This is a genomic window from Streptomyces sp. NPDC041968 (genome assembly GCF_055589025.1).
The window spans coordinates 322,810-339,843 of sequence record NZ_JBVJCB010000006.1 but is presented as its reverse complement, the minus strand read 5'-3'; the positions used below and the strand labels follow the sequence as shown (position 1 = coordinate 339,843).

General features: G+C 72.7%; 13 protein-coding genes and 1 pseudogene. 10 read left to right on the top strand and 4 right to left on the bottom strand.

Going from position 1 to position 17,034, the window contains the following annotated elements; all coding sequences use genetic code 11:
* Positions 1-2: 2 nt before the first annotated feature.
* From ACZ6EG_RS17470 to ACZ6EG_RS17430, 9 genes and pseudogenes are all read left to right on the top strand, one after another.
* A pseudogene (locus tag ACZ6EG_RS17470) lies at positions 3-503 on the top strand (SDR family NAD(P)-dependent oxidoreductase); the annotation flags it as partial.
* Positions 504-729: 226 nt separating this feature from the next.
* The gene (locus ACZ6EG_RS17465) at positions 730-2,316 is read left to right on the top strand and encodes a S8 family peptidase (RefSeq protein WP_391969712.1); all 1,587 of its coding nucleotides are present in this window, start codon (positions 730-732) and stop codon (positions 2,314-2,316) included.
* A 246-nt stretch (positions 2,317-2,562) separates the two neighbouring features.
* Positions 2,563-3,732, top strand: a complete 1,170-nt coding sequence (locus ACZ6EG_RS17460) for a DUF4190 domain-containing protein (protein ID WP_469605399.1) — start codon at positions 2,563-2,565, stop codon at positions 3,730-3,732.
* 147 nt (positions 3,733-3,879) lie between these two features.
* On the top strand, positions 3,880-4,632 hold the full coding sequence (locus tag ACZ6EG_RS17455; protein ID WP_391969710.1) for a GntR family transcriptional regulator: 753 nt from the start codon (positions 3,880-3,882) through the stop codon (positions 4,630-4,632).
* A 372-nt stretch (positions 4,633-5,004) separates the two neighbouring features.
* Positions 5,005-5,196 carry an SPOR domain-containing protein gene (locus ACZ6EG_RS17450; protein WP_391969709.1) on the top strand — a complete coding sequence of 64 codons (192 nt, stop codon included), beginning with the start codon at positions 5,005-5,007 and terminating at the stop codon, positions 5,194-5,196.
* 51 nt (positions 5,197-5,247) lie between these two features.
* Entirely contained in the window at positions 5,248-5,697 is a 450-nt protein-coding gene (locus tag ACZ6EG_RS17445) for a (deoxy)nucleoside triphosphate pyrophosphohydrolase (RefSeq protein ID WP_391969708.1), read from the top strand.
* Between the two features lie 139 nt (positions 5,698-5,836).
* Positions 5,837-6,247, top strand: a complete 411-nt coding sequence (locus ACZ6EG_RS17440; RefSeq protein WP_356604726.1) for an ATP-binding protein — start codon at positions 5,837-5,839, stop codon at positions 6,245-6,247.
* Positions 6,248-6,480: 233 nt separating this feature from the next.
* Entirely contained in the window at positions 6,481-9,066 is a 2,586-nt protein-coding gene (locus ACZ6EG_RS17435; RefSeq protein ID WP_391969707.1) for a SpoIIE family protein phosphatase, read from the top strand.
* A gap of 278 nt (positions 9,067-9,344) precedes the next feature.
* Positions 9,345-10,460, top strand: coding sequence for a glycoside hydrolase family 18 protein (locus tag ACZ6EG_RS17430; protein WP_391969706.1), 1,116 nt, complete (start codon positions 9,345-9,347; stop codon positions 10,458-10,460).
* Here ACZ6EG_RS17430 and ACZ6EG_RS17425 read toward each other — a convergent pair.
* From ACZ6EG_RS17425 to ACZ6EG_RS17410, 4 genes are read right to left on the bottom strand one after another with little or no spacing between them, the layout of a single operon-like run.
* Positions 10,444-11,211, bottom strand: coding sequence for a succinate dehydrogenase/fumarate reductase iron-sulfur subunit (locus ACZ6EG_RS17425; protein ID WP_356604218.1), 768 nt, complete (start codon positions 11,209-11,211; stop codon positions 10,444-10,446). The two genes, ACZ6EG_RS17430 and ACZ6EG_RS17425, sit on opposite strands and share 17 nt — an antisense overlap.
* Positions 11,208-13,145 (bottom strand): fumarate reductase/succinate dehydrogenase flavoprotein subunit, encoded by a 1,938-nt coding sequence (locus ACZ6EG_RS17420; protein WP_469605392.1) that lies wholly within the window; start codon positions 13,143-13,145, stop codon positions 11,208-11,210. Before ACZ6EG_RS17420 ends, ACZ6EG_RS17425 begins: the two co-directional genes overlap by 4 nt.
* The gene (locus ACZ6EG_RS17415) at positions 13,145-13,981 is read right to left on the bottom strand and encodes a hypothetical protein (protein ID WP_356604222.1); all 837 of its coding nucleotides are present in this window, start codon (positions 13,979-13,981) and stop codon (positions 13,145-13,147) included. Before ACZ6EG_RS17415 ends, ACZ6EG_RS17420 begins: the two co-directional genes overlap by 1 nt.
* A gap of 28 nt (positions 13,982-14,009) precedes the next feature.
* On the bottom strand, positions 14,010-14,300 hold the full coding sequence (locus ACZ6EG_RS17410) for a hypothetical protein (protein ID WP_391969704.1): 291 nt from the start codon (positions 14,298-14,300) through the stop codon (positions 14,010-14,012).
* A gap of 335 nt (positions 14,301-14,635) precedes the next feature.
* Here ACZ6EG_RS17410 and ACZ6EG_RS17405 point away from each other — a divergent pair, with 335 nt between their 5' ends.
* Complete coding sequence (locus ACZ6EG_RS17405) at positions 14,636-16,906, top strand: ABC transporter family substrate-binding protein (RefSeq protein ID WP_469605387.1); 2,271 nt, start codon at positions 14,636-14,638, stop codon at positions 16,904-16,906.
* The last annotated feature ends 128 nt before the right edge of the window (positions 16,907-17,034 follow it).

Here is a 17,034-nt window from a genome sequence, read left to right as displayed (position 1 = left end):
GTCCACGTACGTTGACCCGGGCGGTGCTGCCGTACATGCGGGAGCGGCGTTCGGGCGCGATCGTGCAGATGAGCAGCATGGGCGGGCAGATGTCCGTGGCGGGCTTCTCGGCGTACAGCGGCACGGAGTTCGCGCTGGAGGGGATGTCGGAGGCGCTCGCGGACGAGGTGCGGGAGTTCGGCGTCAAGGTCCTGATCGTCGAGCCGGGCGCCTTCCGCACCGGCCTCTTCGCGGCCGGCAGCGCCGGGATCAGCGCCGACGGCGGCCTGTACGCCAAGGTCGGCGAGACCCGCGGGTTCGTCTCCGGCGGCGAGGGGAGCCGGCCCGGCGACCCCGCCAGGGCGGCGGCGCTGATCCTCGACGCCCTGGCGGCCGAGCGCACCCCGCTGCACCTGCCGCTCGGCGACGACGGCGTCAGCGCGGTCCCCGGCCACCTCGACCAGGTCCGCGAGGACGTCGAGGCGTGGGAGAAGCGCTCCCGGGCCACCGCCTCCGACAGCTGACCGACCGGTCAGGAGGCGGAGTCCGGAAGCGGTCCGCTCATACGGCATGGGGCCCCGCACAACCGTGCGGGGCTCTTGTGCAATTCCTCTGGAAGCCTCAATCTTTCGGCTGACGCACCAAAGTCGCCCCGCAATTGGCATGACCATGACCACGTGGTCGCCGGGGGCGGCCTGCTCGGCGTGCACGAACCCCACCACGCACCACCGACTGAGGAGGACCCCTCACATGGCAGTGCTGCGTCACACCCCCCACCGCACCACCCGGCGAAGACTGGCCGCCGCCGGCGCCGTGGTCTCCGCGGCCCTCGCCGCGAGCCTCGTCACCGCGCTCCCCGCGGGGGCCGCTCCGGCCGAGGGCCGCGTCCAGTACCAGGACGCGGCGAACGCGGTCGCCGGCAGCTACATCGTGACCCTGAAGGCGGACGAGGCCAGGTCCGGTTCCGCCGAGGGCCGCGCCCTGGCGAAGAAGTACGGCGCCGACATCGAACGCACCTACACCAAGGCCCTCAACGGCTACGCGGTCCAGGCCTCCGAGTCGGAGGCGAAGCGGCTCGCCGCCGACCCGGCCGTCGCCTCCGTCGTCCAGGACCGCACCTTCCACATCACGGGCACCCAGCCCAACCCGCCCTCCTGGGGCCTGGACCGCATCGACCAGCGCAACCTCCCGCTGAACGGCTCGTACACCTACCCGGACAGCGCCGGACAGGGCGTGACGGCCTACGTCATCGACACCGGCGTGCGCATCACCCACTCCGACTTCGGCGGCCGCGCCTCCAACGGCTACGACGCCATCGACAACGACAACACCGCCCAGGACGGCCACGGCCACGGCACCCACGTCGCCGGCACCGTGGCGGGCACCGCGTACGGCGTCGCCAAGAAGGCCAAGGTCGTCGGCGTCCGGGTGCTCGACAACTCCGGCTCCGGCACCACCGCCCAGGTCGTCGCCGGCATCGACTGGGTGGCCCGCAACGCCGTCAAGCCGGCCGTCGCCAACATGTCCCTCGGCGGCGGCGCGGACAGCGCCCTCGACACGGCCGTGCGCAACGCCATCGCCTCCGGCGTCACCTTCGTCGTCGCGGCCGGCAACGAGTCCACCAACGCCTCCACCAAGTCCCCGGCCCGGGTGACGGAGGCGATCACGGTCGGCGCCACCACGTCGAGCGACGCCCGCGCGAGCTACTCCAACTACGGCTCGGTGCTGGACGTCTTCGCCCCCGGCTCGTCCATCACCTCGGCCTGGAACAGCGGCGACTCCGCCACCAACACCATCTCCGGTACGTCCATGGCGAGCCCGCACGTCGCCGGGGCCGCCGCCCTCCACCTGGCAAACAACCCGGCCTCCACCCCCGCCCAGGTCGCCTCCGCACTGACGTCCGCCGCCACCACCGGCGTCGTCACCAACCCCGGCAGCGGTTCACCCAACCGGCTGCTGTACGTCGGCGACGGCGGCACCACGCCCCCGCCCGGCGACCGCTTCGAGAACACCGGTGACTACACCGTCCGGGACAACGCCACCGTCGAGTCCCCGGTGACCGTCTCCGGCGTCGCGGGCAACGCGCCGTCGTCCCTGGCCGTCGAGGTGAAGATCGTCCACACGTACATCGGCGACCTCCAGGTCCAGCTGGTCGCCCCGGACGGCACCGCGTACACCCTGAAGTCGTACGGCACCGGCGGCAGCGCCGACAACATCGACACCACGTACACCGTGAACGCCTCCTCCGAGACCGCGAACGGCACGTGGAAGCTGCGCGTCAGCGACAACGCCTCGTTCGACACCGGGCGGATCGACGCCTGGGCCCTGCAGTTCTGACCCCCGCTCAGCGGTAACCCTCGTCCTCGCGGCACGGCTCCGGGTCGGTGACCCGGCCCGCCGCGGGGACGAGGCGCGAGTGCCGCCGCGCTGCTGCCCGCGCACGGCTCCCGGGCCGTGAGCCGCGTGACGCCCCCGTTGCCCGCGCGCTTACGATGCGTTCAGTGATCGGCCGGATCGTCCGAAGGCCCGGCCCCGCCCCAGCGGCGCCTTCGCGTCACCGCCCGAAACAGGAGCACGGCACCCGTGTCCATAACGCCGCCGCCCGGCCCCCAAGGGCCGTGGTCCCAGGGGCAGTACCCCCAAGGCCCGTACCCGCAGCAGCCCCCACCCCCGGGCGGTGCCTGGGGGCAGCCCTACGGGCCGTACCCCCGGCAGCCGCCCGTCAGTGGTCTCGCCGTCGCCGCGTTCGTGCTCGGCGTCCTGTGCTTCGTGCCCGCGCTCGGACTCGTCCTGGGCCTGATCGCGCTGGCCCGGATCCGGAAGCGGGGTGAGCGGGGCAAGGGGCTCGCGGTGGCCGGTTCCGTACTCTCCTCCGTGGGCCTGGCCCTGTGGGCGGTGACGCTCTCCACGGGTGCCGTCGGCGACTTCTGGGAGGGCCTCCGGGAGGCCGCGCGGGGCGAGGGGACCGCCTACGCGCTCGAGAAGGGCCAGTGCTTCACCACGCCCAGCGGCTCCCTGCGGGGCGTGACGTACGACGTGGAGCGGGTGCGCTGCCAGGAGGAACACGACGGCGAGGTGTTCGCCTCCTTCGACCTGCCGGGAGGCGCCTTCCCCGGCGACGAGGAGATCACCCGCTCCGCCGACGAGCGGTGCTACGCCCTCCAGGACACCTACGCCATGGACCGGTGGGCCCTGCCGGCCGACGTGGGCGTGTACTACCTGACCCCCACCTCCGAGAGCTGGCGCACGGGCGACCGGGAGATCACCTGCCTGTTCGGCAACGCCGACGAGCAGGGGACGCTGACCGGCTCGCTGCGCAACGACGGCACCGGCCTGGACCCGGACCAGCACACCTACCTGGTGGGCGAGGGGTTCCTGAACCGTGCCATGGACGGCATCCCCGCGGCGGAGGCCGTCGAGGACGACCTGGCGGGGTACCGGTTCTGGGCCGGCCGGGTGTCCGAGGCGCTCGCCCAGGAGTCCTCGACCCTGCGCGGACACGGCTGGTCCGCCGACGCCGAGGAGCCGGTCGCCGACCTGGTCCGCGATCTGGAGGCGGCGCGGGAGGAATGGCGCCTGGCGTCCGAGGCCGCCGACGCCGACACGTACTACGGGCACCTCGACAAGGCCTACGGGCTCATCGAGTCCGACGCGACGGTCACCGCCCGCAAGGCCCTGGCCCTGGACACCACCCCGCCCGACTACGAGGAGGACGGCGGCGGTGGGGGAGAGACCCCCGGCAAGGAGGTGTGACAGCCGCCATAGCGGGGAGAAAGTGCCTGCGTAAAGCCCTCCGTACCCACAAGTCATCACATCGAGTGATTCTTTGGCCTTTGCTTGCCTGGGCCAACCCACGGTTGCCACGCTGTTGCTGTCTGTACAACCTGATGGGAGTGGCCAGTGACATTCGGTGAGCAGCCGGCGTATCTGCGTGTCGCGGGTGATCTCCGCAAGAAGATCGCCGACGGCCTGCTGCCGCCCCATACCCGCCTCCCCTCCCAGGCCCGTATCCGCGAGGAGTACGGCGTCTCGGACACCGTCGCCCTGGAGGCGCGCAAGGTGCTGATGGCCGAAGGCCTGGTCGAGGGGCGTTCCGGTTCCGGGACGTACGTGCGCGAGGTGCCCGTGCCGCGCCGTATCGCCCGCTCGGGATTCCGCCCGGCCGGCGGCGCCACCCCCTTCCGGCAGGAGCAGGCCGACGGCGAGACGCGCGGTACGTGGGAGTCGCGCAGCGAGCAGACCGAAGCGAGCGGGGTCGTCGCCGAGCGGCTCGGGATCAAGCCCGGCGACCGGGTGATGTGCACGCGGTACGTCTTCCGCGAGGCGGGCGAGGCCATGATGCTCTCCACCTCCTGGGAACCGCTGGACCTCACCGGCCGGACGCCGGTGATGCTGCCCGAGGAGGGGCCGCTGGGCGGCATGGGCGTCGTCGAGCGGATGGCCGCCATCGACGTCGTCGTGGACAACGTGACCGAGGAGGTCGGCGCCCGCCCCGGCCTCGCGGAGGAACTGCTCGCCCTGGGGGGCGTCCCGGGGCACGTGGTCCTCGTCGTCCAGCGCACGTTCTACGCCTCGGGCCGTGCCGTGGAGACCGCCGACGTCGTCGTCCCGGCCGACCGGTACCGGGTGGCGTACCACCTGCCCGTCAAATAGCGGCGCCGCTGGGGGAGTTCGCGCGCGCCCCGGGAGTGTGAGATGGCGCACGCCTCCCGTGCGCCTCCCGCGCCCCTTCTCCGGGCCCACGCCGGTCCCCGAGCCCCCGCGCCGCCGGTGCGGGGCGTCATGATTCGGTCGTTCCCGCAGGTCGCCCCCGCCCCCTCCGGCATGCCCCCGACAGGAGCCGACAGGTGCGAGAGGGCGCGTTCCGTATCGTGCGCCCCCTGCGTTCTGGCTGGTTGCGTACCTCTTTGTGCAAAGCCGTATTCGCTGCGTGAAGGTTAGGCGTAGGGTCGGGCATATGCGGAACGGGGATTCCTTGACGGGCGGGGCGCGGGGCGTGCCGCGGACGGGAAGTGGAGGGACGCGATGAACGACAGCACGGTCACTCTTCCCTGGCTGGTCTTCCGGCAGGACGACAACGGCAACCGCTACCGCGTGGGCCGGTACGCGACCCGGGCCGAGGCCCAGAAGATCGCGGACACCCTCGACGACCGCGGGCACAAGCAGCTCTACTGGGTCGAGAAACTCGGCGTGAACGGCACGGGCCCGGCCGACTGACCGCGCCGGCGCCACCGGGGCACCCCTCGCGTCGGCCGTAGGCTCCGGCGTATGACGGAACGCACGGAACGCACGGAACACGCGGAGCGCATCGTGGTGGGCGCCGCCCTGGTCGACGGCGGACGCCTGCTGGCCGCACGCCGCAGCGCGCCGGCCGAGCTGGCCGGGCGGTGGGAGCTGCCGGGCGGAAAGGTGGAAGCGGGCGAGACGCCGGAGGCGGCCCTCGTGCGCGAGCTGCGGGAGGAACTGGGCGTGACGGTCGAGCCCGGTGAGCGGGTCCCGGGCCAGTGGCCCCTCCGTCCCCCTCTCGTCCTCCAGGTATGGACCGCGCGCCTGCTTCCCGGCTCCGCCGCCCCGCAGCCCCTGGAGGACCACGACGAGCTCCGCTGGCTCACCCCCGCCGAGATCTGGGACGTGCCCTGGCTCGACCAGGACGTACCGGCGGTCGAGCGGGCGCTCGGACACCTCGGACTGGCGGCCGCCGACACGCGGGGTGCGTGAACGGGCCGACGCGAGCTTCCCGTGCGCCGTCGGTGCCACCGTGCGCCCTCCTGGGCGGTACCGGGGCCCGAATACCGGGTATGTGCCCATTAACCCCGTGAAAACGGACAAGGGTGCGGCGGGGGTGCCGGCCGGGGAAGTGATCGGCGTGATCGACAGCGAAGGCGGATGTGCCGAGTGGGTCTTCCCCGCGGCGCCGGACGCCGTGCGGACCGCCCGTTCGCTCGTCCGCCGCACGCTGCACGGCTGGGATCTCGACAGCGCCGGCGACATCGCGGCACTGCTGGTCAGCGAGCTGGTCACCAACGCGCTCCGGCACGCCACCGGACCCATCGGCGTCCGCCTGGAGCACCGCCCCGCCGGACCGGTCGGCGTCCTGCTCGTGGAGGTCTCCGACCCGCTCCCGGACCCGCCCCGCGAGCGCGTCGCCGGCCCCGGGGACGAGGACGGCCGGGGCCTGCAGCTGGTGGCCTCCTCCGCCCGGCGCTGGGGGACCCGGCCAGGTGAGGTGGGAAAGACGGTGTGGTTCGAACTCGCGGTACCCCGATGAGCGGGTGACACGGCGTTTCCCGTACGGGTCGACGGCCGTTGTCGAAATGCGTGATTCGACGGCGTGTCCGCTGGTTAGAAGACTGGAAGTGTTGTCACGGTCCGGACCGAAAAGCATCGGGACCGTGCTGTGATCGTGAACACCGTGTCGTGCGGCGCCGTAGTGCTGGATACTGCGGGCAGCCGCCCCCGGTGACCGGTGCCGGACGCGGTGAGCTGGAGGGGACGGTTCGCGTGAGCGAGATACCAGCGAGGGCCACGGAGTCCGAGGGCCCGTCGGACGGTGCGCCGTTCGGTGACGCGGTGTGGCAGAGCAGCCCGCCCGGCTCCATCTACGACTACATCAAGGTCGCCTCCTTCTCCATCGGCCCCGACGGACTCGTCGACCAGTGGAGCCTGCGTGCGGAGCAACTGCTCGGCATCCCGGCCGAGCACGCCGTGGGCACCGACCCCATCGAGGCCTTCATCGACCCCGACCTGCGGGAGCGGGGCCAGCGCAAGATGGCCGAGATCCTCGACGGACGGGAGTGGACCGGCGTGGTCCCCTTCCGGGCGCCGACCGGTCCCGAGGGGGAGCGGCGGGGACGACGGGGCCAGCGCGGCCTTGCCGAGGTGTACGTCATGCCGACGCGGACCGAGGACGGCGAGAAGGCGGCCGTCTGCATCGTCGTCGACGTCCGCGTCCTGCGCAGTATCGAGACCGACCTCGCCGCCTCGCAGGCCATTTTCGGCCAGTCTCCGTTCGGCTTCCTGCTGATCGACCCCGACCTCCGGGTGCGCCGCGCCAACCAGCGGTTCGCCTCCGTCTTCGGCGGCACGCCCGACGACCACCGGGGCAAGGGCGTCCACGACTACCTGCCGCGCGCCGAGGCCGAGCGGGTCTCGGCGACCCTGCGCCGGGTGCTGGAGACGGGCGACTCCATCACCGACATGCACGTCACCGGCTTCTCGCCGGGGTCCGACGAACGCCGCCACTGGTCCGTCAACCTGTACCGGGTGCACAGCGGTTCCGGCCGGCCCATCGGCGTCGCCTGGCTGGGAACCGACATCACCGCCCGGCGCGAGGCCGCCCGCGAGGCCGCCGCGGCCCGGCGCAACCTCGCCCTCCTCAACGAGGCGGGCGCCCGCATCGGCAACTCCCTCGACCTGGAGACCACCGCCCGCGAACTGCTCGACGTCGTCGTCCCCGGCTTCTGCGACCTGGCCACCGTCGACCTCTACCAGGGTCTGCTGGCCGGTGACGAGACCCCGCCCGGCCTCGCCGACGGCGGCGGGGAGCTGCGCCGCGTGGCCTTCTCCAGCGCCGTCTCCGACGCCCCGTTCCAGGGCGCCGGCGAGCGGGTCAAGCTCGGCGCCGTCCACCACTACCCGTTCACCTCGCCCTGCGCGGACGCGCTGCGCACGGCCCGCCCGCGCGTCGTCCCCGCCGAGGACGGCAGCCTCGTGCAGTCCACGCTGGCCGTGCCGATGGTCGCCCACGACACCGTGGTGGGGCTGGCGCAGTTCGCCCGGACCAAGGGCAGCGAGCCGTTCGGGGACCGCGACCGCGACCTGGCCGTGGAGCTGGCCGCGCGCGCCGCCGTCTGCATCGACAACGCCCGCCTCTACCGCCGCGAGCACGAGCGCGCGCTGATACTGCAACGCTCCCTGCTCCCGCCGGGCGACCCGGAGGCGTCCGGCCTCGACATCGCCTGCCGCTACCTGCCCGGCAACGCCGCCACCGGCCGGCCCAGCGAGGTGGGCGGCGACTGGTTCGACGTCATCGAGCTTCCCGGACACCGCACCGCGCTGGTCGTCGGCGACGTCATGGGCCGCGGACTGCGCGCCGCCGTCGCGATGGGTGAACTGCGCACCGCCGTGCGCACCCTGGCCCAGCTCGACCTCGAACCGGCCGAGGTGCTCTCCCAGCTCGACGAGATCGCCCGCGGCCTCGGCGCCCCGGGCGGTGTCCAGCAGGCGACCCGGGCCGCCCGCCGCCCCCGCGAGGCCGACCTCTCCGAGGTGTACCTGGCGACCTGCGTCTACGCCGTCTACGACTCGGTGACCCGGCGCTGCACCTTCGCCAACGCGGGCCATCTGCCCCCCGTCCTGGTGGAGCCCGGCGAGTCCGCGCTGATGCTGGACGTGCCGCCGGGCCTGCCGCTCGGCGTCGGCGGGGAGCCCTTCGAGGAGGTGGAGGTGGAACTGCCGGAAGGGGCCCTGCTCGCGCTCTACACCGATGGTCTGGTCGAGAGCCGCGACCACCCCCTCGACGAGGGCCTCCAGGCCTTCGTGGGGGCACTCACCGACCCCACGCTCCCGCTGGAGGACGTCTGCGACCAGGTCCTCAACACCCTCGGCAGCCACCACGGCGAGGACGACATCGCCCTGCTCATGGCCCGCGTCCAGGGCCTCCCCAGCGAGTCCGTCGGCGACTGGACGCTGCCGCGCGAGCCGCGCAGCGTCGGCCGGGCCCGTGAGTACGCCCGTGCCCAGCTGCTCGCCTGGGACCTGGAGCCCCTGGTCGACACCACGGAACTGCTCGTCAGCGAGCTGGTCACCAACGCCCTGCGGTACGGGGAGGGGGAGATCAGACTCCGCCTGCTCCTCGACCGCACCCTGGTCTGCGAGGTCTGGGACTCGGGCCTGGTCCAGCCCCGCAGGCGCCGGGCCCGCGACACCGACGAGGGCGGCCGGGGCCTCCAACTGGTCGGCCTGCTCAGCGCGGCGTGGGGCTCCCGCCGTACGCCGCGCGGCAAGACGGTCTGGTTCGAGCTGCCCCTGCCGGGCGGGGACACCCGGCTGACCGACCCGGCGGAGGCCTTGCTGAGCCTGTTCTGACCCGGCCAGGTGTCGTACGGGTCCGGGCCCGCCGGCTGCGGCGCGCGCGCTCGATGCCGGCCAGGAGCAGGGCCGCCCCGGCCGTGACCAGGGGCGGCACGAGGTCGGCGGAGATCACCGCGGTACGCCCCCCACCGCAACCGGAACACCGGTTCGAGTCGTCCACGCTGGCAACACCGGCCACGACCGGTCGCACCCGACGAATGGCGTCACCTGTGGAGCGTATGGGGACGCATCGGCCATCGCGACCGGGGGCGGGCGACAGGGAGGGGAAGCCCGTGGACCACACGGAGCCGAGCACGGAACAGCGGACCACCGCGCCGGAGACCGCAGGCGGCGGGGAGACCCGTGGGAGAAGGAAGAGACGGCTCCGCCGCACCCGCCGCACCGTCCTCGCCGTACTCGTGATCCTGCTCCTCCCCCTCCTCACCGCCGAGGCGGCCCTGCGCGTCAACTACCTGGGCGACCCCGCCGACGGCACGTACACCAGGAACCGTGACGCGATGTGGCTCGGCCACGCCTGGGTCGACGGCCGCAAGGACGACGCGGACCTCGCCGCGCTCGCCCGCCGCCTGAAGACCACCGGCATCCGGGACCTGTACGTCCACACCGGACCGATGGAGCACGACGGCACCCTGCCCGAGGCGCGCTACCCGAAGGCCGCGTGGCTGATCGACGCCGTGCACCGGGAGCTGCCCGGCGTCCGCGTCCAGGCCTTCCTCGGCGACGTGCTCGCCACCGAGGGACCCGACGGCATGCGCCTGGCCGAGGCCGCCACCCGCGCCGCCGTCGTCGGCTCCGCCCGCCAGGTCCTGGACGCCGGGTACGACGGGGTCCACCTGGACCTGGAGCCGCTGCACTCGGGGGACCGGGACTACCTCTCCCTCCTGGACGACGTCCGCGCCGTCACCCGGGACCGGGGCGCGCGGCTCTCCGTCGCCGCCCACCAGATCGACCCGCTCCCGGCCCTGCACACCGTCTTCGGCGTCTTCACCGAGCATCCCAAGTGGTGGTCGCAGGAGTTCTTCGGCCAGGTCTCCCGTCGTGTCGACCAGATCGCCGTGATGACCTACGACACCGCCCAGCCGCTGGAAGGCACCTACGGCGGCTACGTCGCCCAGCAGACCTCGCTGGCCCTGGAGGTCACCCCGCCCACGACCCACCTGCTGATCGGCCTGCCCTTCTACCACGAGAGCAACTTCGACCACTGGGGTCATGCGGAGACGGTCGCCGCCGCCGTGCGGGGCGCCCGCCTCGGCCTCTCCCGGACCGACGCCGACCGCGAACTCTTCGGCGTCGCCCCGTACATCGACTTCGCCGCGACCGAGACGAACTGGAAGGAGTACCGCGAGGGCTGGGTCCGCCAGCGCCGGTCCGCTAGCTCCGGCGCCTGATCTTCGACCCCAGCCAGACGAGCGGGTCGTACTTGCGGTCCACGGCCCGCTCCTTCAACGGGATCAACGCGTTGTCCGTGATCCTGATCCCCTCGGGGCAGACCTCCGTGCAGCACTTGGTGATGTTGCAGTAACCGAGGCCGTGCTCGTCCTGGGCCGTGCGCCCGCGGTCCAGGCCGGTCTCGTCGGCGGCGTCCAGCGGGTGCATGTCCAGTTCGGCCACGCGCATGAGGAAGCGGGGCCCCGCGAAGGCCGGCTTGTTCTCCTCGTGGTCGCGGACGACGTGGCAGGTGTCCTGGCACAGGAAGCACTCGATGCACTTGCGGAACTCCTGCGAGCGGTCCACGTCCTCCTGCATCATCCGGTACTCGCCCGGACCGAGGTCGGCGGGCGGGACGAAGGACGGGATCTCGCGGGCCTTGGTGTAGTTGAAGCCGACGTCCGTCACCAGGTCGCGGACGACGGGGAAGGCGCGCAGGGGCGTGACGGTGATCGTCTCCTCGCGGGTGAAGACGGACATGCGGGTCATGCAGAGCAGCCGCGGCCGCCCGTTGATCTCCGCCGAACAGGAACCGCACTTGCCCGCCTTGCAGTTCCAGCGGACCGCGAGGTCGGGGGCCTGGGTGGCCTGAAGGCGGTGGATGATGTCGAGGACCACCTCGCCGTCGTTCACCTCGACGCTGAAGTCCTCCAGGCCGCCGCCCTCGACGTCACCCCGCCACACCTTGAAGCGGGCCTCGTAGCCGCTCATCCGGACAGCTCCTCCTCGGCGAGGTACTTCACCAGTTCCTCCTTCTCGAAGAGGGCGAGCAGGTCGGGCCGGATCGGCTCGGTGGTCTGCCGTTCCAGGGTGATCTGGCCGCGCTCCGGGTCCGTCGCGGCCGGGCCGCCCGCCGGGTCGGCCGGCGTGCACAGCAGGTTGACCGAGCGCCAGCGGCGGTCCATCGACGGATGGTCCTCACGGGTGTGCCCGCCGCGCGACTCGGTGCGTTCCAGCGCGGCCCGCGCCACGCACTCGCTGACCAGCAGCATGTTCCGCAGGTCCAGGGCGAGGTGCCAGCCCGGGTTGAACTGCCGGTGCCCCTCCACGCCGGCCCGGCGGGCCCGTACCCGCAGCTCGGCGAGTTTCTCCAGGGCCTGTTTCATCTCCGGCTCGCGGCGGATGATGCCGACCAGGTCGTTCATCGTCTGCTGGAGCTCCTGGTGGAGGGTGTACGGGTTCTCCGGCGGGCCGCCGCCCGGCTCACCCGTCTCGGCGGAGAACGGCCGCAACGCCTCCGCGGCCGCCGCGTCGACCTGTGCGTCGTCCACCCGGGGCCGCGCCCCGCCCTCCCGTCCCCCCGCGTACTCGGCCGCGTGCCAGCCCGCCCGGCGCCCGAACACCAGCAGGTCGGAGAGCGAGTTGCCGCCGAGCCGGTTGGAGCCGTGCATGCCCCCGGCGACCTCACCGGCCGCGAACAGCCCCGGCACCCCGCGCGCGGCGGCCGTGTCCGAGTCGACGGCGATGCCGCCCATCACGTAGTGGCAGGTGGGGCCGACCTCCATCGCCTCGGCGGTGATGTCGACGTCGGCCAGCTCCTTGAACTGGTGGTACATGGAGGGCAGCCGGCGCTTGATCACCTCGGCCGGCATCCGGGTCGAGACGTCGAGGAAGACACCCCCGTGCGGGGAGCCCCGGCCCTCCTTCACCTCGGCGTTGATGGCCCGGGCGACCTCGTCGCGGGGGAGCAGCTCGGGTGGGCGCCGATGGTGGTCCGGGTCGTCGTACCAGCGGTCGGCCTCCTCCTCCGTCACGGCGTACTTGTCCTTGAAGACGTCGGGGACGTAGTCGAACATGAACCGCTTGCCGTCCGAGTTCCGCAGCACCCCGCCGTCGCCGCGCACCGACTCCGTGACGAGGATGCCCTTGACGGACGGCGGCCAGACCATGCCCGTCGGGTGGAACTGCACGAACTCCATGTTCAGCAGGGGAGCCCCGGCCAGCAGCGCCAGCGCGTGTCCGTCCCCGGTGTACTCCCAGGAGTTCGACGTCACCTTGAAGGACTTGCCGATGCCGCCGGTGGCGATCACCACCGAGGGCGCCTCCAGCACGAAGAAGCGGCCGGTCTCGCGGGCGTAGCCGAAGACGCCGGAGACCTGGCCGCCGTCCTTGAGGACGCGGGTGACCGTGCACTCCTGGAAGACCTTGAGGCGGGACTCGTGGTCGCCGGTCTCCCGGTGGTCCTCCTGCTGGAGCGCGACGATCTTCTGCTGGAGAGTGCGGATCAGCTCCAGACCCGTACGGTCGCCGACGTGGGCGAGGCGCGGGTACTCGTGGCCGCCGAAGTTGCGCTGCGAGATGCGGCCGTCCTCCGTGCGGTCGAAGAGGGCGCCCCAGGTCTCCAGCTCCCACACCCGCTGCGGGGCCTCCTGGGCGTGCAGTTCGGCCATCCGCCACTGGTTGAGGAACTTGCCGCCGCGCAGGGTGTCGCGGAAGTGGACCTGCCAGTTGTCCCCGGCGTTGGCGTTGCCCATCGCCGCGGCGATACCGCCCTCGGCCATCACCGTGTGCGCCTTGCCGAACAGGGACTTGCAGATCACGGCCGTACGGGCGCCCCGCTCGCGGGCCTCGATGGCGGCGCGCAGTCCCGCGCCGCCCGCGCCCACCACGACGACGTCCCACTCCTGCCGGTCGACCACGGACATCAGAACAACCTCGGATCGTCGAAGGCACCGGACGCGACGAGATACACGTAGAAGTCGGCGAGCGCCACGCTCACCAGCGAGGCCCACGCCAGCAGCATGTGCCGGGCGTTGAGCCACCCGACCAGCCGCCAGGCGCGGTAGCGCACGGGGTGCCGGGAGAAGTGCTTGAGCTTGCCGCCGACGATGTGCCGGCAGGAGTGGCAGGAGAGGGTGTACGCCCAGATCAGCACGATGTTGACGAGGAACACCAGAGTGCCCACGCCCATGTGGCCCCACGCGTAGTGCTCGTCGCGGAAGGCCAGCACCGTGTCGTAGGTGAGGATGCCCGCGACCGCGAGCGCCGCGTAGAAGAAGTACCGGTGGACGTTCTGCAGGATCAGCGGGAAGCGGGTCTCACCGGTGTACTTCTTGTGCGGCTCGGCCACCGCGCAGGCCGGCGGAGAGGCCCAGAAGCCCCGGTAGTAGGCCTTGCGGTAGTAGTAGCAGGTCAGGCGGAAGCCGAGCGGGAAGACCAGGATGACGATCGCGGGCGAGATGCCCCACCAGCTGCCGAAGATCTCCCAGTTGGGCCCGGAGCGCATCGGCTCGCAGTTCTCCGCCAGGCAGGGGGAGTAGAAGGGCGAGACGTAGGGGGCCGCGTAGTAGTCCGTGCCCGCGAAGGCCCGCCAGGTCGAGTAGACGACGAAGGCCAGCAGGCCGGCGGCGGTGGCGGCCGGGGCCAGCCACCAGCGGTCGGTGCGCAGGTGCGGGGCGCGGATGGCGGCGCGCGTCGGGGTGTGGACGCCGCCGCCCCGGGGATGAGGGTCGGTGTCGGGGGGTTCCGTACCAGTGGCCACGGGGCGACTCCGGTCGGTCGGGGCGGTTTCAGGGGGCGCGGCGGTAGCGGGCGCCGAGTCCCTCGTCGTCCGAGTCCGTCCACAGGGAACCGTCGTACGGAGTGTCGGGGATCGGGACGAGGTCCGGACGCCTGGGCGTGTCCGGTGCGGCCGCCGCCGCGCGCAGCAGCGCGAGGCTCTCCCGCAGGTGGTCGGCGTCGGTGCGGACCCGGCGGACGTCGAGGTCGCCGGCGCCCAGCCGCTGTTCCAGCCGGGCCACCGTCCGGGACAGGTCGTCGAGGCTGCGCTGGATGGATGACAGGTCGTCGTGCACGGACATGACGTGACCTCGTTTCCGCCCGACATTCGGCACGGGCCGGCCCTGGGTGGTGACGTTCGTGCGCCTGAGAGTGTCGCGCGTCACACCTGTCGCTGGGAAGGGACGTGCAGCGATTGGCCGGGGCGCGTCGGTGCGTCAGGGGTGGCGTTGCGCCGCACGGGTGGGCTTACGCACCGTCGCCGTCGTGTCTCCCAGCGTCGCCGAACCGTTTCCTCTTCAGTGGCCGCATCCCTGTCCGGATACAAATGATCAACTCCAAATACCGCATATCGCGCCAGTAACGCATATGCCGTCTGGGCGATCACCGCGCCCGCGGCCTTCCGGAGGTAGCAGAGATGTCTCACGTCGGCGTCGGTCCGCGCGCGGTCACGCGCTCGGTCGCCTTCCTCACCGCGAGCGTGCTCGCGGTCCCCGCGCTGGCCGGCTGCAGCTCCGAGGACCCGTCGGGCAAGCCGCTCGCCGAACAGGACGTCGCCTCCGCGGCCCGCACCCGGATCGCCGACGGCGGCACCCTGCGCTGGGCCGTGGACTCCGTGCCGGCCACCCTCAACACCTTCCAGTCGGACGCCGACGCCACCACGGCCCGCGTCGCGCAGGCCGTGCTGCCCTCGATGTACCGGATGGACGAGACCGGCCGCCCGGTGCGCAACCCCCAGTACCTGGAGTCGGCGAAGGTCGTCGGGACCGAGCCCAAGCAGGTCGTCGTCTACAAGCTCAACCAGCAGGCCGTGTGGAGCGACGGCCGGGAGATCGGGGCCGCCGACTTCGCCGCCCAGTGGCGCGCGCTGTCGGGCAAGGACAGCGCCTACTGGACCGCCCGCAACGCCGGCTACGACCGCATCGAGAAGATCGAGCGGGGCGCCGGAGACCTGGAGGTCAAGGTCACCTTCAGCAGGCCCTACGCCGACTGGAAGTCCCTGTTCACGCCCCTGTACCCGAAGGACGTCATGGGCACCCCCGACGCCTTCAATGACGGGGCGCGGCGCAAGCTGAAGACCACCGCCGGCCCCTTCGCCCTGAAGAAGGTCGACACCGGGGCCGACGAGGTCGTCCTCACCGGCAACCCGCGCTGGTGGGGGGAGCCGGCCAAGCTCGACGAGATCGTGCTGCGCGCCGTACCGCGCGAGAAGCGGGTCTCCGAGCTGGTCGCCGGGAAGCTCGACCTGGCCGAGATCGACCCGGACACCGCCGACCAGGTCGGCCTGGCCGCCCCCGCCGGGGACGCCGCGACCGGCACCCCCCTCATGGGCCCGGACGGCACACCGGCCGCGGGCTCGGACGCGTCGCCGCACGCGGGGCCGCAGGGCAGGTCCGCCGCGGCCGCCCTGCGCTCGTGGGCGATCGCCAACGGCTCCGACGAGGAGGCCGCGGAGGAGGAGGTCCTCGCCCGCGAGAAGCGGCGCAAGGCGGAGGCGAAGCGGGAGCGGCGGCAGAAGGCCCTGAGCGGCTTCGAGGTCCGCAAGTCACTGGAGCCCGCCTACACGCAGCTCGCCCTCAACGGCGCCGAAGGACCCCTCGCCGACGAGCGCGTCCGCCGGGCCGTGGCCCGCGCCCTGGACCGGGGCGCGCTCGCCGAGGCGGTGCTGAAGCCGCTGGGCCTGCCCACCGAGCCCGTGGGCAGCCACCTCGCCCTGTCCGGCCAGGCCGTCTACGCCGACGGCAGCGGCGCCCTCGGCGAGCAGAACGCCAAGGAGGCCCGGGCGCTCCTCGCGGACGCCGGCTGGGAGCCCGGCGGGCCGGTGAAGGAGAGCGAGGCCGGCGAGAAGGCGGCCGGCGCCGAGAAGTCCGGGACCGGCGGTGAGGGCGCTGACGGCGGTGACGGCGAGGACGGCGAGGAGTCCGACGGCGGCGACGACGGGACGTACATCGTCGGCGAGGACGGCAAGAACGACGGCGGCAAGAACGACGGCGGCGCCACCGACCAGGAGAGCGGCGAGAAGCACAGCGGCGGCAAGAACACCGCCCAGGGAGGCGCTCCCGGCGCCTACGCGCCCAAGGGCACCGCCGCCCCGGCCGGCTCAGCGGTGGCACCGCTCGCCAAGGACGGCGAGGCGCTCACCCTGCGCTTCGTGCTCCCCTCGGGCCCCGGCTCCGAGGCCCTGCGCACCGTGGCCGACCGCATCTCGGACATGCTGAAGAAGCTCGGCATCGGTGTCGACATCACCAAGGTCCCGGACGAGAACTACTTCAAGGACCACGTCGCCTCCGGCGAGTACGACCTGGCCCTCTACTCCTGGCCGGCCTCCGCCTACCCCGCCACCGACGCCCGCCCCGTCTACGCCAAGCCCGTCCCGGCCGCCGACGGCTCCCTGAACGTGGCGCAGAACTACACCCGGGTCGGCACCGACCAGGTCGACCAGCTCTTCGACCAGGCCATGGCCACACTGGACGAGAAGAAGGCCCGCGCGCTGCTCCGCAAGGCCGACTCCCGGATCTGGGCGGCGGCCGGCTCCATCCCCCTCTACCAGCGCCCCCAGCTGGTGGCGGCCCGCAAGAACCTCGCCAACGCGGGGGCCTTCGGCTTCGAGACCCCCGTCCACGAGGACATGGGCTTCCTGAAGAAGGGGTCCGCCGGCGCCGAGGCCCCGGCGAGCCCCACGTCGTGACCTGGCGCCCCGGTCCGGTGCGCCCCCGCCCCGGCAAGCCGCAACCCTCGGGGCCCCGTACCATGGGGTGAGGCCGTGGCATGTACCGCCCGGCAGGCCCGCGTGACACGGACGTACGCAAGGGCCGT

What these genes read in the sequence shown, in the direction of transcription:
- ACZ6EG_RS17465 (WP_391969712.1), top strand. Translation starts at nt 730, where the DNA reads ATGGCAGTGCTGCGTCACACCCCCCACCGCACCACCCGGCGAAGACTG.
- ACZ6EG_RS17450 (WP_391969709.1), top strand. Translation starts at nt 5,005, where the DNA reads ATGAACGACAGCACGGTCACTCTTCCCTGGCTGGTCTTCCGGCAGGAC.
- ACZ6EG_RS17445 (WP_391969708.1), top strand. Translation starts at nt 5,248, where the DNA reads ATGACGGAACGCACGGAACGCACGGAACACGCGGAGCGCATCGTGGTG.
- ACZ6EG_RS17425 (WP_356604218.1), bottom strand. Translation starts at nt 11,211, where the DNA reads ATGAGCGGCTACGAGGCCCGCTTCAAGGTGTGGCGGGGTGACGTCGAG.
- ACZ6EG_RS17420 (WP_469605392.1), bottom strand. Translation starts at nt 13,145, where the DNA reads ATGTCCGTGGTCGACCGGCAGGAGTGGGACGTCGTCGTGGTGGGCGCG.
- ACZ6EG_RS17410 (WP_391969704.1), bottom strand. Translation starts at nt 14,300, where the DNA reads ATGTCCGTGCACGACGACCTGTCATCCATCCAGCGCAGCCTCGACGAC.
- ACZ6EG_RS17405 (WP_469605387.1), top strand. Translation starts at nt 14,636, where the DNA reads ATGTCTCACGTCGGCGTCGGTCCGCGCGCGGTCACGCGCTCGGTCGCC.